Source organism: Pseudomonas khavaziana, assembly GCF_019145205.1.
Classification (GTDB): Bacteria; Pseudomonadota; Gammaproteobacteria; order Pseudomonadales; family Pseudomonadaceae; genus Aquipseudomonas; species Aquipseudomonas khavaziana.
In genome coordinates this window covers 450,048-473,637 of sequence record NZ_JAHSTT010000002.1, presented here as the reverse complement: position 1 = coordinate 473,637, position 23,590 = coordinate 450,048, and the positions used below count along the sequence as shown (strand labels likewise).

Genomic DNA, 23,590 nt, shown 5'->3' with positions numbered 1-23,590 from the left:
GCCAGCGGTTATGCTCCAACCTCACTGAAACAACAGGATGGCGCGTGACTGCACTGACCCCCCTGCACAACCTCTGGCTGACAGAAACCGTGCGCCTGCGTGAAGAACACGCCGGCCCCCTGGAAGATTTGGAAGCCAACCGCCTGGCCCGCACGGCCGGGGGCGACCTGCCGACGCGGATCACCCAGCGCGCCTTGCACTTGGCCGAGCGCGATGGCCTGACCGGCGCCCTCACGCGCTGGCTGCAAGGCGCGCGCCTGGCGCTGGTGTTGCTGGTGGTGGTGGCCGTGATCAGCGGCGCCGGCTTGGCGTTTGCCGCACTGGGTAACGGTTTGGCCCCAGTCAACGTGTTCTGGGCCCTGGGCAGCCTGCTCGGTTTGAACCTGATCTTGCTGATCAGCTGGGCCCTGGGCCTGCTGTTTGCTGGCGAGCACAGCGCCAGTCTCGGGCGACTGTGGTTGTGGCTCAGCGAAAAACTCGCGCGTGACGCCAAGGCCGCGCAATTGGCCCCGGCATTGTTGCTGTTGCTGCAACGGCAAAAACTCAATCGCTGGGCGGTGGGTGTGCTGGTCAACAGCCTGTGGCTGCTGGCATTGCTCAGTGCCCTGGTGATTTTGCTGACGCTATTGGCCACACGGCGCTACGGCTTTGTATGGGAAACCACCATTCTCGGTGCCGACACTTTTGTCGCCGTAACCCAAGCCCTCGGCACCCTGCCCGCGCTGCTGGGCTTCAACGTGCCGAGCGTCGACATGATCCGCGCCAGCGGCGATTCCGCGCTGAATATCGAAAGCGCCCGCCAAGCCTGGGCTGCCTGGCTGGTGGGCGTATTGCTGGTCTACGGCCTGCTGCCCCGACTGATTCTCGCCCTGCTCTGCCTGTGGCGCTGGAAGGTCGGGCGTGCCGCCTTGCGCCTGGACCTCAACCTGCCCGGCTACAGCCAGTTGCGCGACCGCCTGATGCCCAGCAGCGAACGCCTGGGGATCAACGATGTGGCGCCCGAGCAACTGCACCACGTCAGCGGTGGCGTCAGCGATATGGACAGCGACGGCGCCTTGCTGGTCGCCATCGAGCTGGACGATCAACACCCTTGGCCACCCAAGCTGCCGGCCAGCATAAAAAACGCCGGTATCCTCGACAGCCGCGAATCACGTCACAAACTGCTGGAGCAACTCAGCCGTTTCCCGCCCGCTCGCCTGGCTATCGCCTGCGACCCGCGGCGCTCACCCGACCGAGGCAGCCTGGCGCTGATCGCCGAACTGGCACGCAGCGCCGCCGCCACCCGTGTGTGGCTGCTGCAAGCACCATCGGGCCAGGCTCTGGATGCCGAACGTCTGGGTGATTGGCACACCGCGCTGCAACAGCTTGATCTAACGTTTGCCGATTGCGCGCCGCTGAACTGGCTGGAGACTGGTCATGACTAAACCGCTGAAACTCGCCGTGGTCGGCCACACCAACGTCGGCAAGACCTCACTGCTGCGCACTCTCACCCGCGATGTGGGCTTCGGCGAAGTCTCCCATCGCCCCAGCACCACGCGGCATGTCGAAGGTGCACGCTTGTCGGTGGATGGTGAAGCCTTGCTGGAACTGTACGACACGCCCGGACTGGAAGACGCCATCGCCTTGCTCGACTATCTGGAGCGCTTGGATCGCCCCGGCGAACGCCTGGACGGCCCGGCCCGCCTGGCGCGCTTCCTGGAAGGCAGCGAAGCCCGCCAGCGTTTCGAACAGGAAGCCAAGGTATTGCGCCAACTGCTGGCCTCGGACGCCGGCCTGTATGTAATCGACGCCCGCGAGCCGGTACTGGCCAAGTACCGTGACGAACTGCAGGTGCTGGCCAGTTGCGGCAAGCCATTGCTGCCGGTGCTCAACTTCGTCAGCAGCAGCGAGCATCGCGAGCCGGACTGGCGCGAAGCCCTGGCCCGCCTCGGCCTGCATGCGTTGGTGCGTTTCGACAGCGTGGCACCGCCGGAAGACGGCGAGCGCCGGCTGTATGAAAGCCTGGCCCTGCTGTTGGAAACCTCACGGCCACAGTTGCAGCGCCTGATCCTAGACCAGGAGGCCCAACGCTTGGCCCGCCAGCAAAGCGCTGCGCGGTTGATCGCCGAGCTGCTGATCGACTGCGCCGCCTGCCGTCGCAGCGTGGTCACCGAGAATGAACAGCAAGCCATCGGCGATCTGCGTAAAGCCGTGCGCCAACGCGAACAGAAGTGCGTCGAAGCCCTGCTCAAATTGTTCGGCTTCCGCCCGCAGGATGCCGCCGCCAGTGACCTGCCGCTACTCGACGGGCGCTGGGGCGATGACTTGTTCAATCCCGAAACCCTCAAGCAGCTTGGCGTGCGGGTCGGTGGTGGAATCGCCGCCGGCGCTGCGGCCGGTGCGGGTGTGGATCTATTGGTCGGCGGCCTGACACTCGGCGCTGCAGCCCTGGCCGGTGCCATCGCCGGTGGCGCGCTGCAAACGGCGCGCAGCTACGGCAGCCGCCTGCTCGGCAAAATCAAGGGCCAGCGCGAGCTGACCGTCGACGACAGCGTGCTGCGCCTGCTTGCCCTGCGCCAACGCCAACTGCTCAAGGCTCTCAACCTGCGCGGCCATGCGGCGGTGCACAGCATCAAGGTCGACACGCCCCAGGATAAAACCTGGCGCGAGGGCAAGCTGCCCGACGCCTTGGGTAAGGCCCGCGCCCATCCGCAATGGTCGAGCCTCAACGCCCACGCCAAACTGAGCCAGGCTGAGCGCCAGGAGCAGATCCTGGCCCTGGCGCAGCAACTCATTGCGAATTGACGACTAGTGCCAGTTGAACTTCAAGTAAAGTTCAGCCAGTTGCTGGACCAGATGCTTGTCCACCTCATCGATAACACCATCCCGATTGATATCGGAATGAATGTTCCACTCAAGTTCGCCATTGTTATCAAAATCATAGGCAGCGCTCCAAGAGATTTGAGTATCCGAACTGAGCAGATCTGGCCCTTTATGCAAATGCAGGCGCACGGTGTCGGGTGTGCCGTCCCTGTAAAAGTCTTCGGAAAAAATCTTCATGTAGCGTTTTGCAGCGGACCCGCGATTAACCCAATTGATCTTCAAATAAGCATTGGCAAACCTGTCCAGCAGTACCCTATCCAGGCTGTTTTCCTGACCGTTATTGGTAACGTCTCCCCGGCTGTAGTCTATTTTCCCATCTGAGGTGAAATCATAGGCCACGACCTCATTGACCAAGCGGCTCTGATCGCATTGGGTATGTTGGTAGAATTGGAGCCGCACGGTATTTGCCCGTCCACCCCCCGTCTGGTCCTGTGCAATAACCTTTAAATAACGCACTTGTTTACTCCTTGTGTGCATACCACTTGAACTCTAGAAAGAGCTTGCACAACACTCTGATCAACGCCTTATCCAGCTCATCCACCTTGCCATTTCGATTGACATCGGTGTTGGTAAACGAGTCCATCACGGCATCCCCATCACCGTCATAAGCGCTGGCTTTATAAATAAGGGTTTCCTGCTCACCCGCGCGCTCAAGAAAATTCAATTCAATCGCATTGGGCTTACCGTTGGCGCTGTAATGCTTCACGTGCATGGTTAAACAATGTGAATGGCCGGCGCAAAAATCAAACCAACCGAGCAACATAAATGCATTCACAAATGAATGGAAAATACGTTGATCAAGGAAGTTCTCCTTGCCATCTCCGTTAATATCCCCACTGAGATGCAAATCATAAAGACCATGATCATATTCCCCCTCGCGGTCCAGGTTGAAGGCAACTTCCTCATGCATTAACCGATCAGCGCCGCATTTATCCTTCTTATAAAACCTGGCAACAACTTTATCCGCGTGATCGCGCCCGCCACGCCCCTGAGCAAAAACTTTCAAATAATGCATCACTCAATACCTATGAAAACTGAATGATTACGCTATCAGCCTCTTCAAAATTCAAACTAGCCGTCAAAACAATTTTTCCTGCGGGAGCAGACTTCAAGGTACGTAGGACGAGCTCGCCAACAGCGAGAAAGGCTTGCACTTCAACGCCTCTGTATCAGCACCATAAGAGGCATCTGCCTGGCCTGTCGGTCTCAGTTGCGCATCTCGAACGCGAGGGCTCGATGCCCATCAACATGCCGCTGACAACGGGTCTGTGTACCATTTAAATGCAAGAAAATTGCTGCACAGGGAACGGATCAGTTCCTTATCAACCTCATCCACCACTCCGTTCTTGTCCACGTCGGTATTGGTAAACCATTCCAATACACCATTACCGTAACCGTCATAAGCGGCAGCCTGAAAAGCCAGCGTAGGTTTACGCACCGTGCTGCGCCGCTCCAGAAAATGGAGTTTCACACCATTGGGCGGGCGTTTTTCGTATTCATGGGCGGCGACAACCACCAAGGTGCGCTTCCAGCTTTCGCCACCGTTAAACCAGTTCAACTTAAGAAAGGTGTTGGCGAATAACGTAAGCAAGTGGCTGTCGATGGACATGCTTTTGCCTTCAACGTCGATGTCTACAACAGTTTGAAGGTCCACATTTTTATCACCGTTCATATCAACAGCGAATGCCTCATGAATCAACTCATCGAATCCGCCGGCACCGCGTTCGTAAAAATGCAGAAAGACGGTATCGGCCTTTCCATTACCGCTTCGGTCCTGGGCAGTGGCTTTTAAGTAGCGCATCGAATGCTCTCATTCGTGGTTGATGGAGGCGTGAGCGTACCGACGTGCGCCATCGCATCTATAGCCGCCCGTTCCGCGTTGGACGTATGAATTCACGCTGCGGGCCCAGGGTTCATCGCGCCCCTCCCCACAGTGAGCTGATATTTCGCTCGGCCAGCGCCGGCCCCACGCTCATGCCCACGCCGCTATGCATCAACGCGGCGCTGACACCGGGTGCCGCCCGCACAAACGAAAACGGCCCCGGTCCGCGAGCTCCGTAGACGCCTTGCCAGCGCTCGACCACCTGGATCTTGCACCCCAGGGTGTGCTCGGCCAACTCGATCATCCAGTCATCCACCTGCTCAGCGTTGAAGGGCGACGGATCGCTGTCGTAGTGGTGGGAGTCACCGATGATCAGTTCGCCATGGGGCGTGGGGCTGATCAGCAAGTGGATACCCTGCTCATGCAGGTGCGGTGTTTCGCGCAGGATCTGTGCCTGCACCGCGGCGGCCTCCGGCAAGTCGGCGAAGGCACCGTAGTGCACGCAACTCAAGCCGGTGAGCAGGGCGTGTTGCAGGTTCAGGTTGAGCGTCGGCCGGGCGCGCAGCATTTGCAGGCGGCAGGTCTGCGGGTTGAGTTGGGCCATGGATTCGGCCAACAGGGTTTGATAGTCGTGGCCTGAGCAGACGATGATCTGCTCACCGCGAAAGCTGCCGGCCGTGCTGTGCACTTGGCCAGGCTCAACGTCGCGTACCAGGGTAGAGAAGTGAAACTTGACGTTCATTTCCTGGCTTAGGTACTGGACCAGCGCCGGGATCGCCTCGCGGGAATACAGTTGCTGGTCGTCCTTGCCGTGCAGCGCAGCGCGGTGATGGCGGAACTGGCCGGCGTAGAGATCTTTCATGGCTGCGCCTTGCAGCAGTTCGACGTTGTAGCCATGCTCTTGCGCACGATCACTGCAGAAGGCTTGCAACAGATGCTCTTCGGCTTCGGTGCGGGCGAACAGGTATGAACCGTTGCGCTTGAGCTGCAGACCAGCAACTTGCGCCCACTGTGCCCAGATATCACGGCTTTCCCGAGCCAGGTCGAGCATCTGGCCCGGCGGCTGGCCGGTGACCAGGGCTTGGCCGAAGTTGCGTACCGAGGCGCCCAGGGGCGTGGCATTGCGCTCGAACACCTTGACCTTGAGGCCGCGCTTGGCGGCGGCGTAGGCGTGGGAGAGGCCGAGGATGCCGGCGCCGACAATTAACAGGTCGCTATGGTGTGTCATTAAGTGATGTCCTGTTTTCAGGACCGCCATCGGGGGCAAGTCGAATCGTCGCACCGCCCCTCCCACATTTGATCTGTGAATATATTCAAAGGTGGGAGGGGCGGTGCGACGATTCGACTTGCCCCCGATGAGGCCATCAGCCCAAACCGAAAAATTACTGACCCGCCACCTTCTCCGACTTACCGTCATAACGCTTGCGCCATTCAGCCAGGATGCTGTCGCGGTTCTTCGACGCCCAGGCAAAGTCGTTCTTGATCAGGCGCTGCTCGTAATCGGCTGGCAACTCGGTCTGCGGCTTGGCAATACCCGGTTGGGCAAGGATGGCGAAGTTGGCCTTGTACAACTCCATCGCCGCTGGGCTGGCGGAGAAGTCAGCGAGTTTTTTCGCGGCGTCGCCGTGGGCGCTGCCTTTGATCACCGCGGTGGCTTCAATCTCCCAACCCAGGCCCTCTTTCGGCAGGATGATGTCCAACGGGGCCCCCTGGCGTTTGAGCTGAACCGCCGGGTACTCGAAGGAAATCCCAATCGGGAACTCACCGGACGCCGCCAGTTTGCATGGCTTGGAGCCGGAGTGAACGTACTGGCCGATGTTCTGGTGCAGATCGTCCATGTATTGCCAGCCTTGTTTCTCGCCGAAGGTCTGCAACCAGGCGCTGACATCCAGGAAGCCGGTGCCGGAGGACGCCGGGTTAGGCATGACAATCTTGCCCTTGTACTCAGGCTTGGTCAGGTCCTGCCAGCTCACCGGCTTGGTCAGGCCCTGCTTTTGGGCTTCGATGGTGTTGAAGCAGATGGTCGCGGCCCATACGTCCATGCCGACCCACGCTGGCGGGTTGGTGGCGTCACGGTAGTGTTCGCCGATCTTGTCCAGGTCCTTGGGTGCGTAGTTGTCGAGCATGCCTTGCTGGTCGAGAATCGCCAGGCTGGAAGCGGCCAGGCCCCACACTACGTCAGCCTGGGGGCGGTCTTTCTCGGCCAGCAGTTTGGCGGTGATGATGCCGGTGGAGTCGCGCACCCACTTGATCTCGATGTCGGGGTTGGCCTGCTCGAAAGCTATTTTGTAGGTCTTCAATTGCTCGGCTTCGAGGGCTGTGTATACGGTCAGCTCGGTCTTGGCGAAGGCATTCAGGCTGAATGCCGTGAGGACTGCAGCGACCAGCGCCAGGGGCTTGAACATGGGGCACCTCCTTCAGGTTGTTTTATTGGCCGGGCGCGGTCTGGCGCCAGGCTTGGGAGCGACGCAGCGCGCCACGTGAGGCCCACGCCAGCAGCAGCGAGACGCTGCCTGAGGTGAACAGGATCAGGGTCGACATCGCCGCGGCACCGCCCACATTGCCGGCGTCGTCCATGTTCAACACGGCGACGGCGGCGAGGATGGTGTCGGGGCTGTAGAGGAAGATCGCGGCGGACACGGTGGTCATCGCCGACACAAACAGGTAGCGCAGGATATCCAGCAGCGCCGGCAGGCAAATCGGTACCGTGACACGCAGGTAGTGGCGATACAGCGGCGCCTTGAGCGACAACGCCGCGGCTTCGAACTCGGCGTCCAACTGGCGCAGGGCGGTGGTGGCGGTCATCTGCGCGGTGGTCAGGTAATGCGCAATGGTGCACACCACCAGCAACGCCATGCTGCCGTAGAACACATGCAGCGGGTTGCCGTTGAGGTTGAAAAAGAACACGTAACCCAGGCCCAGCACCAGACCTGGTACGGCCATCGGCACGAAACTGAGCATGCGCAGCGCCAGGTTCAGGCCTTTCTGGCCCTTGGTCTTTTCCATCAGGTAGGCGCCGGTGAAGATCAGCACGCTGCCGATCAACGCCGTGCACAGCGCCATGGTCAGGCTGTTGCGATAGGCCAGCCAGCCGCCGCCGGCAGTGTCTTCAAACTGGTAGTGGTTGAGCGACAGCGACAGGTTGTACGGCCAGAACTTCACCAGCGAGGAGTACACCGCCATGCCGAACACCAGCAGCAACAGCGCACAGATGAGCAGCACAATGGCCAGGTAGCAGCCATCGCGCAGCCGCGATGGCGCGGGCACAAACACCTGGGCGCGACCGCTCATGGCGTCGCCATGCCGACGGCGCAACCAGGCATCCACACCGAAGCTGAACAGCGCCGGCAGCAACAACACCATACCGATCAACGCGCCACGCCCAAACTGTTGCTGGCCGACCACCGCCTTGTAGGCTTCCAGCGCCAGCACCTGGTAATCACCACCTACCACCACTGGTACACCGAAGTCGGTGATGGTCAGGGTGAACACCAGGCAGAACGCGGCGAACACCGCCTGGCGCGTGGCCGGCCAGGTAATGCTGCGAAACGCCCGGGCCGGGCTGGCGCCCATGCTCGAAGCGGCATCGAACAAACGCGCATCTGCCAGGGACAAAGCCGACAGCAGGATCATCAACGCATGGGGAAAGGTGTAGATCACTTCACCGAGCACAATGCCCCAGAAGCCGTAGATATTCTCCGAGAGCAAGCCGCGCAGCAGGCCCTGGTTGCCGAACAGGTAGACCAGCGCGATCCCCGGCAGCATCGATGGCGCCATCAACGGCAGCAACGACAGGCCGCGCCAGACAGCTTTGCCGGGAATCAGCGTGCGTTGCAGGGCGTAGGCAAACAGATAGGCCAGCGGTACGACGATGGCCGCCACGCTAAGGGACACTTTCAGGCTATTGCCCAGCAACCAGTGGAAGTTGGCGCTGGTCAGCAGTTCCCGCGCAGCCACCAGGCCGCCGCCCTGCCCGGCTTCGCTGCTGAAGCCGCGCCAGAAAATTGCCAGCAGCGGCAGCAGGACCGCCAACCCCAGCAGGCCGAGCCAGAGCCATTTGCCGCCGACCACAAAGAGACGGTCACCCCACTCGGCGCGGGACACCTGACGCGGTACCGGCAGTGTCATGACAGCGGCCATCTCAGGCAAACACCTGCAGGCTGCGCGGCGGCAAGGCCACCCAGATATCCTGCGCGCCCAGGCGCGGCATGGCTTCGGGCGCAAGCTCGGCTAACAATGGATGGCCCGGCAACTGTTCCAGTTCAAAGCTCATGCGGCAACGGTTGCCGAGAAAAGTGATCTCGCGGACCTTGGCCGGGAACAGGTTTTCCTCATGCACCGGCGGGTTGACGCTGATGGCTTCCGGGCGGCAGAACAGGCGGCCAGATTGGGCGATACCTGCATCGTCGGCCAGGCGCATCTTCATGCCGCCAACCTGGGCGTGGCTGGCACTGTTACGGCTGAACGGCAACCAATTGCCCTGGCCCACAAACTCAGCCACAAAGGGCGTGGCCGGGCGATCGTAGATTTCCTGGGGCGTGGCGTACTGCTCGACCTTACCGTTGTTCATCACGGCAATGCGGTCGGCCATCAACATGGCTTCATCCTGATTATGGGTCACCATCAAGGTGGTGATGCCCAGGCGCCGTTGCAGTTGGCGCAGCTCAGTGCACAGATGCTCGCGCACACGGGCATCGAGGGCCGACATCGGTTCATCCAGCAGCAACAGCGACGGGGCCGGCGCCAGTGCACGGGCCAGGGCCACCCGCTGTTGTTGGCCGCCGGAGAGTTGGCCGGGGTATTTCTTTTCGCTGCCGAGCAGGCCGACCAGCTCAAGCATCTGCCCGACGCGCTTGCGTACTTCATCACGGCCGCTGCCGGTGAGGCCATAGCCGATGTTCGCTTCCACGCTGAGATTGGGGAACAACGCGTAGGACTGGAACAGGATGCCGTAATCCCGTGCCTGGGGTGGCAACAGGGAAACGTCACGCTCGCCCAGGTAAAGCTCGCCGCTGTCCTGGCGTTCCAGGCCGGCGATGCAGCGCAGCAGGGTGGTTTTGCCGCAGCCGGAGGGGCCGAGCAGGCACACCAGCTCGCCGGCGGCGACGTCCAAAGACACCCTATCCAGCGCGGTGAAGGCGCCAAAGCGTTTCTGGATCCCGCGTACCTTCATGGGCGCGCCGGGTTGGGTCAGGGCTGTGTTCATGCAAGGCACCTCATCAAACGGATGAAGGCCATGCTAGGCGGGCAATGCGTAGTTGGTATGGCAGAAAGGCAAAATGGGGTGATAGTGGTATTGGTGGATTTGTGTAGGACTCACAGAGATGAGTTGCCTGTCCTACCGCTATCGGGAGCAAGCCCCCTCCCACAGTTGACCGGGTTCCAACATGAGAATGCGGTCAAAATGTGGGAGGGGGCTTGCTCCCGATTGGCCCTCAAGCCAGCCACAGAACTTAAATTGGCGACATTTCCTGAGCCAGGCCAAGGAACGCCGCCGGCAGCCGAGCGCCCTTGCGCTCCTTGAGGCAATACAGATACTCCGGAATCTGCGGTGCATTCTCGATAGTCAGCACCCGCAATTGCGGGTCATGGGGCACTTCCTGGCGGGCAATGATGCTGATGCCGATATTGCGCAGCACCGCCTCACGGATCGACTCACGGCTGCCAATCTCCAGTAAAGGCCCATAACCCACGCCAGAGCCCTGCAACATCTCTTCGGTCAGCCGACGGGTGGTGGAGCCCGCCTCGCGCATCAGCAGCGTATGCCCAGCCAGCGCACTCAACGACACATGATCGAGCTTGGCCAGCGGGTGATTGCGATGCACCGCCAGCACCAGCGGGTCGGTGCCCAGCACGCGGCGGATCAGGCGCGGGTCTTCCAGCAACTGCGAAGACGCGGCGACATCGACGCGGTAATCATCCAACGCTTCGAGCACCTGCTGGGAGTTGCCGATTTCCACCGATACCTCCACTTGCGGCAAGCGCTCGCGAAAGGCTTTGACCAGATCGAGGATGTAATACGGTGCCGTCGCGGCAATCCGCAGTGCGCCTTGGACCTGGCCGTTGTTGCGTAGGAAAAACTCGATATTCGCTTCCTGCTGCAACAGCGTCTTGACCATCGGCAGCAGCCGCGCACCTTCGTCACTGACGGTGAGGCGACGGCCGCCGCGATAGAACAGCTCAACGCCGTACTGGCTTTCCAGGTTACGAATCTGGGTGGTCACGGTGGGCTGGCTCAGGCCGAGCTTTTTCGCCGCCTGGGTGATGCTGCCCAGGCGGGCGACCATGAAAAACGCCTTTAACTCAGCACTCAGCACACCACCCTCGCATCCTCTATTTGCGCAACAGGCGCAGGCCGTTGAACACCACCAGCAGGCTCACGCCCATGTCGGCGAAGACCGCCATCCACATGGTCGCCATGCCCATGAATGTCACCGCCAGGTAGATCGCCTTGATCACCAGTGCCAGGGCGATGTTCTGCTTGAGGATACTCGAGGTTTGCCGCGACAACCGAATGAAAGCCGGAATCTTGCGCAAATCGTCATCCATCAGCGCCACGTCAGCGGTCTCGATGGCCGTGTCAGTGCCCGCCGCGGCCATGGCAAAGCCGATTTCGGCCCGCGCCAGGGCCGGGGCATCGTTGATACCGTCGCCGACCATGCCCACCCGATGGCCTTGGCCGTAGAGGGTTTCGATGGCTTGCAGCTTGTCGGTGGGCAACAAATCGCCCTGGGCCTGATCGATGCCGACCTGGGTGGCGATCGCCTGGGCGGTGTGAGTGTTGTCACCGGTGAGCATCAGGGTCTTGATGCCCAGGTCGTGCAATTGCTCAATAGCTTCGCGGCTGCTTTCCTTGACGGTGTCGGCCACGGCAAACAGCGCCAGCGGGCCGGATTTGTCCAGCAGCAGCACCACGGACTTGCCTTGTTTTTCCAGGGCGAAGAGCTTTTCTTCCAGGGCTGGGGAGCACAGGCCGAGGTCTTCCACCAAACGGTGGTTACCCAGGTGATAGGTCTGGCCGTTGATATCGCCGCGCACACCGCGCCCGGCCAGGGCCTCGAAGTTATCCACAGCATGAATCGTCAGGTTTTTATCCAACGCAGCATTGGCAATCGCCAGGGACACCGGGTGGTCGGAACGTCCGGCCAAACTGGCGGCCAGGGCCGGAGCGCTGTTTTCGAGATTGGGGAACAGCGGCAGGTAATCGGTTTGCACCGGTTTGCCGTGGGTAATGGTGCCGGTCTTGTCGAGGGCCAGGTAGTCGAGCTTGTAGCCCCCTTCCAGATACACGCCGCCCTTGATCAGGATGCCCTTGCGCGCCGCCGCGGCCAGGCCGCTGACGATGGTCACCGGCGTGGAGATCACCAATGCGCAGGGACATGCCACCACCAGCAGCACAAGGGCGCGATAGATCCAGTCAAACCACACGCCAGCCATGAACAATGGCGGAATCACTGCCACGCCCAGGGCAAACAGGAAAACTGCCGGGGTGTAGACCTTGGAAAAACTGTCAACAAACCGCTGGGTCGGCGCCCGTGCGCCTTGAGCCTGCTCCACGGCGTGGATGATCCGCGCCAGGGTCGAGTTGTTGGCCGCCGCAGTGACTTTGTACTCCAGGGAACCGGCCTGGTTGATGGTGCCGGCGAAGACTTTATCGCCGATGGCTTTTTCAATCGGCAGGCTTTCCCCGGTAATCGGCGCCTGATCGATGGTGGATTGACCGGCAGTGACCTCACCGTCCAGGCCGATACGCTCGCCGGGCTTTACCCGAACGATCGCACCCAGCTCAATACTTTTAACCTCTTGTTCCATCCACGAGCCGTCGGCCTGTTGTACCGTGGCCTGTTCCGGTGTCATCTGCATCAGGCCGCTGATGGCATTGCGCGCCCGGTCCAGGGACTTGGCCTCGATCAACTCTGCCACGGTGAACAGGAACATCACCATCGCCGCTTCCGGCCACTGACCAATGAGGATGGCGCCGGTCACGGCGATGCTCATCAGCGCGTTGATGTTCAGGTTGAGGTTTTTCAGGGCAATCCAGCCCTTTTTGTAAGTGGTGAGGCCGCCGCTGAGGATCGACACCAGCGCCACCATTGCGATCACCCAGGTCGGGGCTACGCCGGTGAAATGCAGCACTTCGGCGCCCAAGGCACCCACGCCGGATACCGCCAATGGCCACCAATGCTTCTTGGCTGGCGGCGCAGCGGCGGGGCTGCCTTCTTCGATAGGGTCGGCCTGCATGCCGATGGACTTGATCGCATCGATGATCGGCGCGGTGCTCGGCAGGTCATGGGTGACGCCGAGGATGCGGTTGATCAGGTTGAATTCCAGCTGCTGCACACCGGCGAGCTTGCCCAGTTTGTTCTGGATCAGCGTCTGTTCGGTGGGGCAGTCCATGGCTTCGATGCGGAAGGTGCTCAGCCGCGAGCCAGCGGTGGGCGCTTCGCTCAGGGTCACCACGGCAGGCCCGGCAGCGCCGGAGCAGCAGGAGCCCGCGTGGCCGTGGTTATCCACAGGCGTGAGTTTTGCGGGGCCATGATCATGGCTGTGATCGTGACCGTGGTCATGCTTATGGTCATGAGCATGGTCGTGCTTGTGGTCGTGCTTGTGCGGGGTGTGAATGGAGTGGCTCATCAGGTCGCGTCCGTAAAGGTGCCTGTTGCCAAGTAAAGACCCTGTAGCCACTATAGGGTCAAGCACCCATTTGGAGATTGCTGCGATGAAGATCGGCGAACTGGCCAAACTCACCGATTGCCCGGTGGAAACCATCCGTTATTACGAGAAGGAAAACCTGCTGCCGCCCCCGGCACGCACCGACGGCAATTACCGCGTGTACACCCAGGCACATACCGAGCGGCTGACCTTTATCCGCAATTGCCGCAGCCTGGACATGACCCTCGAGGAAATCCGCAGCCTGCTGGGGTTGCGTGACAGCCCCCAGGACCAGTGCGAAAGCGTGAATGCGTTGATCGACGAGCATATCCACCACGTGAAAGCGCGGATCGATGGGTTGCTGGCCTTGCAGGAGCAATTGCTGGACCTGCGCCAACGCTGCGGCGGTGGGGAACAGTGCGGGATTTTGCAGCAGCTGGAGGTCAGCGGAGGGATTGCGGCCAGTGAGGCTGAGCCTTCACATGTAGGCCGAAGCCACGGCCATTAACTCAACTAGTAACCGGATGAAAATGTGTGAGGGGCATCAGTTAAGCGTCATCGCCGTCTGTAGGAGCGAGCTTGCTCGCGAAAAACGTCAACGATAACGCGTGTCTCCTGACAAAACGCAGCGCCTATAGGTTTTTCGCGAGCAAGCTCGCTCCTACAGGCATTAGGGCGAGCCCCCTCCCACAGTTCTGACCGAGGCAGGCTTTAGATAGCCACGTCGGCCTTGATGCTTGGGTCCGCGTCGTAGCCCACGATCTCGAAGTCTTCGAACGTGTAGTCGTAGATCGAAGCTGGCTTGCGCTTGATCACCAGTTCCGGCAGTTTTTTCGGCGTGCGCGCCAACTGGGTCTGGATCTGTTCCATATGGTTGCTGTAGGCGTGGGTGTCGCCGGTGGTGACGATGATCTCGTGGGGGATCAGGTCGCACTGCTGAGCCAGCATGTGGGTCAGCAACGCCAGCGCGGCGGTGTTGTACGGCAGGCCCAGGAACACGTCGGAGCTGCGGATATACAGCTGCATCGACAGATGACCGTCATGCACGAACGCCTGGTACAGCAGGTGGCACGGCGGCAGGGCTTGCTTGCCGTTGCGCGCGTTTTCCTGGGGGCTCTTGGTTTCGTCCGGCAGGTATTCGACGTTCCAGCCGTGGAACAGGATGCGGCGGCTGTTGGGGTTGGTCTTGAGCGTGTGCACCATGTAGTCGATCTGGTTGATCGTGCCGCCATCCTTGGTCGGCCAGGCGGTCCACTGCTCGCCATACACCGGGCCCAGGTCACCGTCTTCGGTGGCCCACTCGTCCCAGATTTTCACACCGTTTTCATTGAGCCACTTGATGTTGGTGTTGCCGCTCAACATCCAGATCAGTTCATTGGCGATGCTTTTGAAGTGCAGCTTCTTGGTGGTCAGCAGCGGGAAGCCGTCGGCCAGGTTATGCCGATACTGACGGGCAAACACGGCCTTGGTACCGGTGCCGGTGCGGTCGCCCTTGGTCAGGCCATTGGTCACGACGTCGTGCAGCAGTTCGAGATATTGCTTCATGTAGTTACCCGTATCGTTGAAGCCGCAGCCCGTCAAGCAAGGGCCGCGGCATTCGAATTTAAAGCGCGGCGTTCTTCAGCGGCTGCGGGCGATTGTACGCCCACCAGAGCATGCCCAGGCCCGCGAGGATCATCGGCAGGCTGAGGACCTGCCCCATGGTCAGCCAGCCCCACGCCAGGTAGCCCAGCTGTGCATCCGGCACCCGTACGAATTCGACGATAAAGCGGAAAATCCCGTAGAACAGCGCGAACATGCCCGAAACAGCCATGGTCGGGCGTGGCTTGCGCGAGAAGATGTAGAGGATAAGGAACAGGGCCACACCTTCCAACGCGAACTGGTAGAGCTGCGACGGGTGGCGCGGCAGTTGCGCCGGGTCGCTGAACGGCGGGAACACCATGGCCCATGGCACGTCGGTCGGCTTGCCCCACAACTCGGCGTTGATGAAGTTACCGATGCGCCCGGCGCCCAGTCCGATCGGCACAAAGGGTGCGACGAAGTCCATCAGTTGGAAGAACGACTTGCCATTACGGCGGCCAAACCACCAGGCGGCGATCATCACGCCGATAAACCCGCCATGGAAGGCCATGCCACCTTTCCACACTTCGAAGATCAGCGTCGGATTGGCGATGTAGGCCGACAAGTCGTAGAACAGCACATACCCCAGGCGTCCGCCGACGATCACCCCCATCGACATCCAGAACACCATGTCGGAGAGCTTCTCCTTGGTCCAGGTCGGGTCGAACCGGTTCAGGCGCCGGGAAGCCAGCAGCCAGGCACCGCCGATGCCGATCAGGTACATCAGCCCGTACCAGTGGATTTTCAGCGGACCGATGGCCAGGGCCACCGGGTCGATCTGCGGGTAAGGCAGCATTGCGACTCCTCGTTAAAACATTTAGTCATGACGCACCGGACCATGCCGAGGTGCGATTAAGCCTGCGTTACAGCGCCGATATCAAATTAAGAAGTTCACATACACACCAAACAGCCCGGCATGTTAACGGATGGAAGGTGCGCGGCCCAACTTCGTTGCGATGGAACGCTCGCGAATCTGTGGGTAGAGTTGGGAAAAACACACAAGGGATCTCCCAATGTGCCTGATTGTTTTCGCCTGGCGACCGGGCCATGCCCAACCGCTGATCGTCGCGGCCAACCGCGATGAGTTCTACGCCCGACCCAGCCTGCCGCTGGCCCAGTGGCCGGATGCGCCCCAGGTGTACGCCGGCCGCGACCAGGAAGCCGGTGGGACCTGGCTGGGCGTCAGCGCCGAGGGGCGTTTTGCTGCCCTGACCAATATCCGCGACCCGCACCAGCCACCGGCGCGCAAGTCCCGTGGTGAATTGGTTGCGCGGTTTCTCAGCGGTTCGCTGCCGATTGACGATTATTTAGCTGACGTTAACGGACGCTCGATTGAATATGCTGGTTTTAACCTGCTGGTTGGCACGCGGGATGAGCTGTGGCATTACAACGCCAATGACACCCAGCCCACATTGCTCGCGCCGGGGGTCTATGGGCTGTCCAATGCAGGGCTGGATACGCCGTGGCCGAAGCTGGTCAAGGCCAAGGCGGCGTTCAGCGCGTTATTGGTAGACCCACAGCCGGAAGCCTTACTGCGGATTTTGAGCGATCCGCAAACGGCGCCGTTTGCCGAGTTGCCGGACACCGGCGTGGGCTTGGCGACCGAAAGCCTGCTGTCGAGTGTGTTCATCTCCAGCCCCAGCTATGGGACACGGGCGAGTACGGCGCTGATTGTGAATGCCGATGGAAAGCGAAAGATGGTGGAACGAAGTTTTGGGCCGCATGGCGGACGGCTCGGCGAAGTCGAACTCAATTTTTAACCACCCCCCAAAACCAATGTGGGAGGGGGCTTGCTCCCGATAGCGGTGGGTCAGTACCAGATATCCTGGCTGACACCCTGCAATCGGGAGCGAGCCCCCTCCCACATTTTGATCGGCGCCAGACGCTAGAGGGTTTTGGCAGAAGCCGGGTTGATCATGCGGGTCAGCCCCAGGTTCTTCAGCGCCAATTGCAACGAGCTGTGGATAACTTGCGGGTTGTCGATGGTCATCAACTGGGCGAGCAGATCCTTGGCCATGCCCAGTTCAACCTGGCGCAGCATCCACTTCACTTTCGGCAAGTTGGTGGCGTTCATCGACAGGCTGTCAAAGCCCATTGCCATCAACAGCACCGCCGCCGCCGGGTCGCCAGCCATTTCGCCGCAGATGCTCACCGGCTTGCCCTCGGCATGGGCATCGCGCACCACGTGTTGCAGGGCTTGCAGCACGGCCGGGTGCAGGTAGTCGTAGAGGTCGGCCACCCGTGGGTTGTTACGGTCCACGGCCAGCAGGTACTGGGTCAGGTCGTTGGAGCCTACCGAGAGGAAGTCCACCTGCCGCGCCAGCTCCTTGGCCTGGTACACCGCCGCAGGGATTTCGATCATCACGCCAATCGGCGGCATCGGCACGTCGGCACCTTCATCGCGCACTTCGCCCCAGGCCCGGTGGATCAGGTGCAGGGCCTCTTCCAACTCATGAGTGCCGGAGATCATCGGCAGCAGGATACGCAGGTTGTTCAAACCCTCGCTGGCCTTGAGCATGGCGCGGGTCTGGACGAGGAAAATTTCGGGATGGTCGAGGGTAACGCGGATGCCACGCCAGCCAAGGAAGGGGTTGTCTTCCTTGATCGGGAAATAGGACAGTGACTTGTCGCCGCCAATATCCAGGCTGCGCATCGTCACCGGTAGCGGGTGGAAGGCCTGAAGTTGCTCGCGATAAATCGCCAGCTGCTCCTTCTCACTCGGAAAACGCTGGTTGATCATGAACGGCACTTCGGTGCGATACAGCCCTACTCCTTCGGCGCCACGTTGCTGGGCACGTGCTACATCCGCCAGCAGGCCGGTGTTGACCAGCAGCGGTACACGGTGGCCGTCGAGGGTGACGCACGGCAGCTCGCGCAACGAGTCGAGGCCCTGTGCCAGTTGCTTCTCTTCTTCCACCACTTCGGCGTATTGCTTGCGCAGCACGTCGCTGGGGTTGGTAAACACCTCACCGCGATGCCCGTCGACGATCATATCGATGCCGTCGACTTTGGAATACGGCAGGTCCACCAGGCCCATCACCGTCGGGATCCCCATGGCCCGGGCCAGGATCGCGACGTGGGAGTTACCCGAGCCCAGTACCGAGACCAGGCCCACCAGCTTGCCCTCAGGCACTTCACCGAGCTGGGTGGCCGTCAATTCTTCACTGACCAGTATGGTGTTGTCGGGGAAGACCATGTTGGTGCTGCGGTCTTCCTGCAGGTACGCCAGCAAGCGGCGGCCGAGGTCGCGCACATCCGAGGCCCGCTCGCGCAGGTAGGCGTCGTCCATCATTTCGAAGCGGTTGACGTGATCGGTGACTACCTGGCGCAACGCGCCTTGGGCCCACTGGCCGGTCTTGATCACGGTCTTGACTTCGTTACCCAGGGACGCATCATCGAGCATCATCTGGTACACGTCGAACAGCGCACGCTCTTCGGGGCGCAGCTGGGTGGCCAGCTTGTTCGACAGGTTGCGCATGTCGGCGCGCACGCCTTCGAGGGCGGTCTTGAACAGTTTGATTTCAGCGTCGATGTCGTGGACGGTCTTGTCCGGCACCACATCGAGGTCGGCCGGCGGCAGCATGACCACCGCCGTACCCACCGCAGCACCCGGGGAACCGGGGACGCCGACGAACTTGGCTTCCTGGATGCCCTTGCCCTGGCGCCCCAGGCCGCGAATCGAACCGGTGGCCTCGGCATGGGCGATAACCCCGGCGAGCTGCGCGCTCATGGTCACGAGGAAGGCTTCTTCACCTTCGTCGAACTGGCGGCGTTCTTTTTGCTGGATGACCAACACGCCGACGACGCGGCGGTGGTGGATGATCGGCGCGCCGAGGAACGAGGCGTAGCGCTCTTCGCCGGTTTCGGCAAAGTAGCGATAACGCGGATGGTCGGCCGCATGTTCGAGGTTCAGGGGTTCTTCACGCGTCCCCACCAGGCCCACCAGACCTTCATTGGGCGCCATGCTGACCTTGCCGATGGAGCGCTTGTTCAAGCCCTCCGTGGCCATCAGCACAAAACGGTTGGTCTCTGGGTCCAGCAGGTAAACCGAGCAGACCTGGCTGCCCATGGCTTCCTTGACGCGCAACACAATAATCCCCAACGCCGCCTTGAGATCCTTGGCGGAGTTAACTTCCTGGACGATCTTGCGCAGCGTATTGAGCATGGCTCGGGGTCGAACTCCGTCGTCAGTCGCGCGCTAAAAGGCGCGGGGCAAGCTCTTTGAGAGCGCGACGATAAACCTCGCGCTTGAATGTCACCACCTGGCCCAACGGGTACCAATAGCTGACCCAGCGCCAGCCATCGAACTCCGGTTTACCGGTCAAATCCATCCGCACCCGCTGCTCATTGGAGATCAGGCGCAAAAGAAACCATTTCTGCTTCTGGCCGATGCACAGCGGTTGGCTGTGGGTACGCACCAGGCGTTGCGGCAAACGATAACGCAACCAGCCACGGGTACAGGCCAGAATCTGCACATCTTCACGCTCAAGGCCGACTTCTTCGTTCAACTCACGGTACAAGGCGTCTTCAGGGGTTTCGTCGGGGTTGATTCCACCTTGAGGAAACTGCCAGGCATCTTGGTTGATTCGGCGAGCCCATAGCACCTGTCCGGCATCATTCGTAAGAATAATCCCGACATTAGGACGGAAACCATCGGGGTCGATCACGGCAACAACCTCGCAAACGCATGTCGCCGCATTGTTCCACAAAGGTTGTTCCAGCGGCAACGAGGCTTCTTACCTTATGTGCACTCTTGTGAAAAGACCGTATTCTGGACGCCTTTTTACAGACTTTTCAGCGAGTAATTGCAATGCGACTGGCCTTATTCGACTTGGACAACACGCTCCTGGGTGGTGACAGCGATCACGCCTGGGGCGATTACCTGTGTGAGCGCGGGTTTCTCGACCCAATCGCCTACAAGGCCCGCAACGATGGGTTCTACCAGGACTACCTGGCCGGCACGCTGGATAATGCTGCCTACCTCAATTTCTGCCTGGAAATCCTCGGCCGCACCGAAATGGCCCAGCTGGACGAGTGGCACAACGACTATATGCGCGACTGCATCGAGCCGATCATGCTGCCCAAGGCGGTGGAGTTGCTGGCCAAGCACCGCGCCGCGGGCGACAAGCTGGTGATCATCACCGCCACCAACCGTTTCGTCACTGCGCCAATTGCCGCACGGCTGGGCGTCGAGACCCTGATCGCCACCGAGTGCGAAATGCTGGACGGCCGCTACACCGGGCGCAGCACCGATGTGCCGTGCTTTCGCGAAGGCAAGGTGACGCGCTTGAATCGCTGGCTGGAAGAAACCGGGCATAGCCTGGAGGACAGCTACTTCTATAGCGACTCGATGAATGACTTGCCATTGCTGGAGCAGGTGACGCATCCGGTGGCGGTGGATCCGGATCCCAGTCTTCGCGCTGAGGCTGTACGGCGCGGTTGGCCGGTGATTACGCTGCGTAGCTGAGGGCCCTATCGGGGGCAAGCCCCCTCCCACATTTGCCCGCGTACATCCCTTGGAATGCGGTCTAGTGTGGGAGGGGCTTGCCCCCGATGCAGTCGACGCGACCTAAAGCCCTAAACCGGCTTGGCGCCCATGAGCCCCGCAATCGCCACAAACCCCACCAGGCTGACTACCGCCAGCACCAGGGTAAAATTCAGGCTGCCGCCCTCGCCTTTGCGCAGACGATTGAGCCGCGCCACCAGCCAGAACCACGCCAGCGCCGCCACGGTGTAGAGGATGCTGGAACCCAGGATCCAGGTTTGCCCCAATGGCCAGCCGAGCAGGTGCACCAGCCACCAGCCGGTGAACGGCATGCTGACCAGGCAAATGCCCATGAGCAACCAGACAAACGCCCATGGGCGTTGCACAGTCACCGCCGGGCCAGCGCTGCGTTTACGCCAGGCCAATACGGCCAGGCCGAGGCCACTGAGCAGCAGCAACACGGTGGCGGTGATGTGGATAACCTTGAGAGTGGTCAGCGTTTCCATGGTCTCGATTCCTTTAAAGGCCGCTCATTCAGCGTAGTCGCTCAACCGAGGAACAACTGGTAGGCCGGGTTTTCGCTTTCATCCCAGTACGGATAACCGATTTCAGCCAGGGCCGCCGGCACCAGGTGGCGCTCATCCGTTGGCACTTGCAGCCCGGCAACCACACGACCGTCGGCCGCGCCGTGGTTGCGGTAATGGAACATCGAGATGTTCCAGCGCCCGCCCAACTTGTTAAGAAAGTTGAACAATGCCCCCGGCCGCTCAGGGAATTCGAAGCGAAACACCAGCTCATCGCTGACTTTCGCCGCGTGCCCGCCAACCATATGGCGAATGTGCAACTTGGCCAGTTCGTTTTCGGTCAGGTCCAGCACCGGGAAACCCTGGCTGGTCAGGCTGGCGATCAGCGCACTGCGTGGATCGTTTTCCGGGTGGGTCTGCACGCCGACGAAGATGTGCGCCTCGCTGCCGGTGTGGTAGCGGTAGTTGAATTCGGTAATCTGGCGCTTGCCCACGGCCTCGCAGAACGCCTTGAAGCTGCCCGGCTGCTCGGGGATGGTCACGGCGATAATCGCTTCGCGGCCTTCGCCCAGCTCCGCACGCTCGGCCACATGGCGCAGGCGGTCGAAGTTGACGTTGGCGCCAGAGTCGATGGCAACAAAGGTCTGGCCGCTGACGCCACGGGTCTCGACGTACTTTTTGATCCCGGCCACGCCCAACGCGCCTGCCGGCTCAGTGATAGAGCGAGTGTCGTCGTAGATATCCTTGATCGCCGCGCAGATTTCATCGGTGCTGACGGTGATCACTTCATCGACATAGTCCTTGCAGATGTCGAAGGTGTACTGGCCGATCTGCGCCACCGCGACGCCATCGGCGAAGATCCCGACGGTGGGCAACACCACGCGCTCGCCGGCGGCCATGGCGGCTTGCAGGCAGTTGGAGTCGTCCGGCTCGACGCCGATGATCTTGATTTCCGGGCGCAGGTACTTCACGTATGCGGCGATGCCGGCAATCAGCCCGCCGCCGCCCACCGGTACGAAAATCGCGTCCAGCGGACCCGGGTGCTGGCGCAGGATTTCCATCGCCACGGTGCCCTGCCCGGCAATGGTATGCGGATCATCGTAGGGGTGAATGTAGACGTAGCCCTTTTCATCGACCAGCTTGAGCGAATAGGCCAGCGCTTCCGGGAAGGAATCGCCGTGCAACACCACTTTGCCGCCACGGGAACGCACGCCTTCGACCTTGATCTCCGGAGTGGTCTTGGGCATCACGATGGTGGCCTTGACGCCCAGCACCTTGGCCGCCAGGGCCAGGCCCTGGGCATGGTTGCCCGCCGAAGCCGTGACAACGCCGCGGGCACGTTCTTCGCTGCTCAATTGGGTCAGTTTGTTATAAGCGCCGCGAATCTTGAACGAGAACACCGGCTGCAAGTCTTCGCGCTTGAGCCAAATCTTGTTGCCCAGCCGCTCGGAGAGCTGGCGGGCAGTCTGCAAGGGGGTTTCCACGGCAATGTCATAAACGCGCGTGGTGAGGATCTTTTTGACGTAGTGTTCAAGCATCGGCAGGCATCTACTTCACGGGTTGGGCAGGACCAGTGAGTCTAACCCGGCTTTTGGCCGGTCGACCACACGAATCCCGAGGTTTTGTTGGGTTATACTCGCCGCCCTCGATAATTCCCCGCCGTTCCGGAGCCCGCATGACCCAGGATCAACTCAAACAGGCAGTGGCCCAGGCCGCCGTCGATTTAATCCTTCCTAAACTCGACGACAAGAGCATCGTCGGTGTCGGCACCGGTTCCACCGCCAACTGCTTTATTGACGCACTGGCCCAGCACAAGGGCGCGTTCGATGGCGCAGTCGCCAGCTCCGAAGCCACCGCCGCCCGCCTCAAAGGCCATGGCATTCCGGTGTACGAGCTCAACACCGTGAGCGACCTGGAGTTCTACGTCGATGGCGCCGATGAAAGCGACGAACACCTGAACCTGATCAAGGGCGGCGGCGCAGCCCTGACCCGCGAGAAAATCGTCGCGGCCGTGGCCAAGACCTTCATCTGCATCGCCGACGCCAGCAAGCTGGTGCCGGTGCTCGGCGCATTCCCGCTGCCGGTGGAAGTCATCCCCATGGCCCGCAGCCACGTGGCCCGCGAGCTGGTGAAACTGGGCGGCGACCCGGTGTACCGCGAAGGGGTGTTGACCGACAACGGCAACATCATCATCGATGTGTTCAATATGCAGATCACCAACCCCGTGGAGCTGGAGACGCAGATCAACGCTATCGTTGGCGTGGTCACCAACGGCCTGTTCGCAGCGCGCCCGGCGGATGTGTTGCTGCTGGGCACCCCGGAAGGCGTGAAAACCCTCAAGGCTTAACAACACCACAACTCCAATGTGGGAGGGGGCTTGCTCCCGATAGCAGTGTGTCAGTCAGAATATCTGGTACTGATACACCCAATCGGGAGCAAGCCCCCTCCCACATTTGCAGCACTCCTATCCAAAACCGTGCGCTCTGTCACGGCATCCCCTGCCCCGCCTGGTATCCAATCCGTTACAAATTACAGCCACGCGACCCACGCGTTTAACAATGCGCCAATTTGCAGCCGCCCACGGAATGAGGCGCGCATTGTGCAAAGGGTCTGGGCTTTGAACAT

At 60.9% G+C, this 23,590-nt stretch carries 21 protein-coding genes; 6 read left to right on the top strand and 15 right to left on the bottom strand.

Annotation, left to right across the window (positions count from 1 at the left end):
- The first annotated feature begins 44 nt into the window (after positions 1-44).
- Together KVH01_RS06675 and KVH01_RS06670 are read left to right on the top strand one after the other, a co-directional pair.
- Positions 45-1,424, top strand: coding sequence for a DUF2868 domain-containing protein (locus tag KVH01_RS06675; protein WP_217880840.1), 1,380 nt, complete (start codon positions 45-47; stop codon positions 1,422-1,424).
- A complete protein-coding gene (locus tag KVH01_RS06670) occupies positions 1,417-2,784 on the top strand; it encodes a DUF3482 domain-containing protein (RefSeq protein ID WP_217880839.1) in 1,368 nt (455 codons plus the stop codon). The genes KVH01_RS06675 and KVH01_RS06670 overlap by 8 nt, the downstream gene beginning before the upstream one ends.
- A 3-nt stretch (positions 2,785-2,787) precedes the next feature.
- Here KVH01_RS06670 and KVH01_RS06665 read toward each other — a convergent pair whose 3' ends face one another.
- The 9 genes from KVH01_RS06665 to KVH01_RS06625 all read right to left on the bottom strand — a co-directional run bounded on the left by KVH01_RS06665 (position 2,788) and on the right by KVH01_RS06625 (position 13,318).
- Entirely contained in the window at positions 2,788-3,318 is a 531-nt protein-coding gene (locus KVH01_RS06665) for a hypothetical protein (protein WP_217880838.1), read from the bottom strand.
- Positions 3,319-3,322: 4 nt separating this feature from the next.
- A complete protein-coding gene (locus KVH01_RS06660; RefSeq protein WP_217880837.1) occupies positions 3,323-3,877 on the bottom strand; it encodes a hypothetical protein in 555 nt (184 codons plus the stop codon).
- A 228-nt stretch (positions 3,878-4,105) separates the two neighbouring features.
- Complete coding sequence (locus tag KVH01_RS06655; RefSeq protein ID WP_217880836.1) at positions 4,106-4,663, bottom strand: hypothetical protein; 558 nt, start codon at positions 4,661-4,663, stop codon at positions 4,106-4,108.
- A 112-nt stretch (positions 4,664-4,775) separates the two neighbouring features.
- Positions 4,776-5,912 (bottom strand): TIGR03364 family FAD-dependent oxidoreductase, encoded by a 1,137-nt coding sequence (locus KVH01_RS06650; protein ID WP_217880835.1) that lies wholly within the window; start codon positions 5,910-5,912, stop codon positions 4,776-4,778.
- 154 nt (positions 5,913-6,066) lie between these two features.
- Positions 6,067-7,089, bottom strand: coding sequence for a putative 2-aminoethylphosphonate ABC transporter substrate-binding protein (locus KVH01_RS06645; RefSeq protein WP_217880834.1), 1,023 nt, complete (start codon positions 7,087-7,089; stop codon positions 6,067-6,069).
- A 22-nt stretch (positions 7,090-7,111) separates the two neighbouring features.
- A complete protein-coding gene (locus KVH01_RS06640; protein WP_217880833.1) occupies positions 7,112-8,824 on the bottom strand; it encodes a putative 2-aminoethylphosphonate ABC transporter permease subunit in 1,713 nt (570 codons plus the stop codon).
- A gap of 1 nt (position 8,825) precedes the next feature.
- Positions 8,826-9,890, bottom strand: a complete 1,065-nt coding sequence (locus KVH01_RS06635) for a putative 2-aminoethylphosphonate ABC transporter ATP-binding protein (protein WP_217880832.1) — start codon at positions 9,888-9,890, stop codon at positions 8,826-8,828.
- A gap of 247 nt (positions 9,891-10,137) precedes the next feature.
- Positions 10,138-11,001 (bottom strand): LysR family transcriptional regulator, encoded by an 864-nt coding sequence (locus KVH01_RS06630; protein ID WP_217880831.1) that lies wholly within the window; start codon positions 10,999-11,001, stop codon positions 10,138-10,140.
- Positions 11,002-11,017: 16 nt separating this feature from the next.
- Positions 11,018-13,318 (bottom strand): heavy metal translocating P-type ATPase, encoded by a 2,301-nt coding sequence (locus KVH01_RS06625; RefSeq protein WP_217880830.1) that lies wholly within the window; start codon positions 13,316-13,318, stop codon positions 11,018-11,020.
- An 85-nt stretch (positions 13,319-13,403) separates the two neighbouring features.
- Here KVH01_RS06625 and cadR point away from each other — a divergent pair, with 85 nt between their 5' ends.
- Complete coding sequence (gene cadR, locus KVH01_RS06620) at positions 13,404-13,844, top strand: Cd(II)/Pb(II)-responsive transcriptional regulator (RefSeq protein WP_043047007.1); 441 nt, start codon at positions 13,404-13,406, stop codon at positions 13,842-13,844.
- A 203-nt stretch (positions 13,845-14,047) separates the two neighbouring features.
- On the opposite strand, the gene KVH01_RS06615 is transcribed toward cadR, so the two are convergent.
- Together KVH01_RS06615 and lgt are read right to left on the bottom strand one after the other, a co-directional pair.
- Positions 14,048-14,881 carry a thymidylate synthase gene (locus tag KVH01_RS06615; protein WP_217880829.1) on the bottom strand — a complete coding sequence of 278 codons (834 nt, stop codon included), beginning with the start codon at positions 14,879-14,881 and terminating at the stop codon, positions 14,048-14,050.
- 58 nt (positions 14,882-14,939) lie between these two features.
- Positions 14,940-15,752, bottom strand: a complete 813-nt coding sequence (gene lgt / locus KVH01_RS06610; RefSeq protein ID WP_043047005.1) for a prolipoprotein diacylglyceryl transferase — start codon at positions 15,750-15,752, stop codon at positions 14,940-14,942.
- Between the two features lie 217 nt (positions 15,753-15,969).
- Here lgt and KVH01_RS06605 point away from each other — a divergent pair, with 217 nt between their 5' ends.
- Positions 15,970-16,716, top strand: coding sequence for an NRDE family protein (locus KVH01_RS06605; RefSeq protein ID WP_217880828.1), 747 nt, complete (start codon positions 15,970-15,972; stop codon positions 16,714-16,716).
- A gap of 125 nt (positions 16,717-16,841) precedes the next feature.
- Here KVH01_RS06605 and ptsP read toward each other — a convergent pair whose 3' ends face one another.
- Complete coding sequence (gene ptsP / locus KVH01_RS06600) at positions 16,842-19,121, bottom strand: phosphoenolpyruvate--protein phosphotransferase (protein ID WP_043047003.1); 2,280 nt, start codon at positions 19,119-19,121, stop codon at positions 16,842-16,844.
- A 22-nt stretch (positions 19,122-19,143) separates the two neighbouring features.
- The gene (locus tag KVH01_RS06595) at positions 19,144-19,623 is read right to left on the bottom strand and encodes an RNA pyrophosphohydrolase (protein ID WP_003176750.1); all 480 of its coding nucleotides are present in this window, start codon (positions 19,621-19,623) and stop codon (positions 19,144-19,146) included.
- Positions 19,624-19,766: 143 nt separating this feature from the next.
- Here KVH01_RS06595 and KVH01_RS06590 point away from each other — a divergent pair, with 143 nt between their 5' ends.
- Positions 19,767-20,423 carry a histidinol-phosphatase gene (locus tag KVH01_RS06590; protein WP_217880827.1) on the top strand — a complete coding sequence of 219 codons (657 nt, stop codon included), beginning with the start codon at positions 19,767-19,769 and terminating at the stop codon, positions 20,421-20,423.
- Positions 20,424-20,533: 110 nt separating this feature from the next.
- Here the strand turns inward: KVH01_RS06590 and KVH01_RS06585 are convergent, their stop codons facing one another.
- Together KVH01_RS06585 and ilvA are read right to left on the bottom strand one after the other, a co-directional pair.
- Positions 20,534-20,947, bottom strand: coding sequence for a DUF2269 family protein (locus KVH01_RS06585; RefSeq protein ID WP_043047001.1), 414 nt, complete (start codon positions 20,945-20,947; stop codon positions 20,534-20,536).
- 41 nt (positions 20,948-20,988) lie between these two features.
- Entirely contained in the window at positions 20,989-22,503 is a 1,515-nt protein-coding gene (gene ilvA / locus KVH01_RS06580; RefSeq protein WP_217880826.1) for a threonine ammonia-lyase, biosynthetic, read from the bottom strand.
- A 137-nt stretch (positions 22,504-22,640) separates the two neighbouring features.
- On the opposite strand from ilvA, the gene rpiA reads away from it, so the two are divergent.
- Positions 22,641-23,312 carry a ribose-5-phosphate isomerase RpiA gene (gene rpiA / locus KVH01_RS06575; RefSeq protein ID WP_032878877.1) on the top strand — a complete coding sequence of 224 codons (672 nt, stop codon included), beginning with the start codon at positions 22,641-22,643 and terminating at the stop codon, positions 23,310-23,312.
- Positions 23,313-23,590: the final 278 nt, after the last annotated feature.

Bases quoted from the DNA above. Each gene is read 5' to 3' on its own strand.
- KVH01_RS06670 (WP_217880839.1), top strand. From the start codon at position 1,417: ATGACTAAACCGCTGAAACTCGCCGTGGTCGGCCACACCAACGTCGGC.
- KVH01_RS06660 (WP_217880837.1), bottom strand. From the start codon at position 3,877: ATGCATTATTTGAAAGTTTTTGCTCAGGGGCGTGGCGGGCGCGATCAC.
- KVH01_RS06655 (WP_217880836.1), bottom strand. From the start codon at position 4,663: ATGCGCTACTTAAAAGCCACTGCCCAGGACCGAAGCGGTAATGGAAAG.
- KVH01_RS06650 (WP_217880835.1), bottom strand. From the start codon at position 5,912: ATGACACACCATAGCGACCTGTTAATTGTCGGCGCCGGCATCCTCGGC.
- KVH01_RS06645 (WP_217880834.1), bottom strand. From the start codon at position 7,089: ATGTTCAAGCCCCTGGCGCTGGTCGCTGCAGTCCTCACGGCATTCAGC.
- KVH01_RS06640 (WP_217880833.1), bottom strand. From the start codon at position 8,824: ATGGCCGCTGTCATGACACTGCCGGTACCGCGTCAGGTGTCCCGCGCC.
- KVH01_RS06635 (WP_217880832.1), bottom strand. From the start codon at position 9,890: ATGAACACAGCCCTGACCCAACCCGGCGCGCCCATGAAGGTACGCGGG.
- KVH01_RS06625 (WP_217880830.1), bottom strand. From the start codon at position 13,318: ATGAGCCACTCCATTCACACCCCGCACAAGCACGACCACAAGCACGAC.
- cadR (WP_043047007.1), top strand. From the start codon at position 13,404: ATGAAGATCGGCGAACTGGCCAAACTCACCGATTGCCCGGTGGAAACC.
- KVH01_RS06615 (WP_217880829.1), bottom strand. From the start codon at position 14,881: ATGAAGCAATATCTCGAACTGCTGCACGACGTCGTGACCAATGGCCTG.
- lgt (WP_043047005.1), bottom strand. From the start codon at position 15,752: ATGCTGCCTTACCCGCAGATCGACCCGGTGGCCCTGGCCATCGGTCCG.
- KVH01_RS06605 (WP_217880828.1), top strand. From the start codon at position 15,970: ATGTGCCTGATTGTTTTCGCCTGGCGACCGGGCCATGCCCAACCGCTG.
- ptsP (WP_043047003.1), bottom strand. From the start codon at position 19,121: ATGCTCAATACGCTGCGCAAGATCGTCCAGGAAGTTAACTCCGCCAAG.
- KVH01_RS06590 (WP_217880827.1), top strand. From the start codon at position 19,767: ATGCGACTGGCCTTATTCGACTTGGACAACACGCTCCTGGGTGGTGAC.
- KVH01_RS06585 (WP_043047001.1), bottom strand. From the start codon at position 20,947: ATGGAAACGCTGACCACTCTCAAGGTTATCCACATCACCGCCACCGTG.
- ilvA (WP_217880826.1), bottom strand. From the start codon at position 22,503: ATGCTTGAACACTACGTCAAAAAGATCCTCACCACGCGCGTTTATGAC.
- rpiA (WP_032878877.1), top strand. From the start codon at position 22,641: ATGACCCAGGATCAACTCAAACAGGCAGTGGCCCAGGCCGCCGTCGAT.